Below are 727 nucleotides of genomic sequence, written 5' to 3'. Positions count from 1 at the left end.
TGAAAAAGTTGGCTTAAAGCTCAACATTCAGAAAACTAAGATCATGGCATCTGGTCCCATCACTTCATGGCAAATAGATGGGGAAACAGTGGAAACAGTGGCTGACTTTATTTTTCTGGGCTCCAAAATCACTGCAGATGGTGATTGCAGCCATGAAATTAAAAGATGCTTACTCCTTGGAAGGAAAGTTATGACCAACCTAGATAGCATATTGAAAAGCAGAGACATTACTTTGCCAACAAAGGTCCGTCTAGTCAAGGCTATGGTTTTTCCAGTGGTCATGTATGGATGTGAGAGTTGGACTGTGGAGAAAGCTGAGTGCCGAAGAATTGATGCTTTTGAACTGTGGTGTTGGAGAAGACTCTTGAGAGTCCCTTGGACTGCAAGGAGATCCAACCAGTCCATTCTGAAGGAGATCAGCCCTGGGATTTCTTTGGAAGGAATGATGCTAAAGCTGAAACTCCAGTACTTTGGCCACCTCATGCGAAGAGTTGACTCATTGGAAAAGACTCTGATGCTGGGAGGGATTGGGGGCAGGAGGAGAAGGGGACGACAGAGGATGAGATGGCTGGATGGCATCACTGACTCGATGGACGTGAGTCTGAGTGAACTCTGGGAGTTGGTGATGGACAGGGAGGCCTGGTGTGCTGCGATTCATGGGGTTGCAAAGAGTCGGACACGACTGAGCGACTGATCTGATCTGATCTGATCTGATTTGTTTATACAG

The 727-nt window shown here is 46.6% G+C and carries 1 protein-coding gene; it reads left to right on the top strand.

Annotated features, from left to right (window positions below; all coding sequences use genetic code 11):
- The coding region (locus IEW01_RS17840; protein WP_188530340.1) for a hypothetical protein at positions 1-694 on the top strand (694 nt) is incomplete at its 5' end.
- Between the last annotated feature and the right edge of the window lie 33 nt (positions 695-727).

Origin of the sequence: Sinisalibacter lacisalsi, assembly GCF_014640115.1 — a bacterium.
Lineage (GTDB): Bacteria > Pseudomonadota > Alphaproteobacteria > Rhodobacterales > Rhodobacteraceae > Sinisalibacter > Sinisalibacter lacisalsi.
Note: the sequence above shows the minus strand (reverse complement) of the source record. Positions and strands in the feature narration are given on the sequence as shown.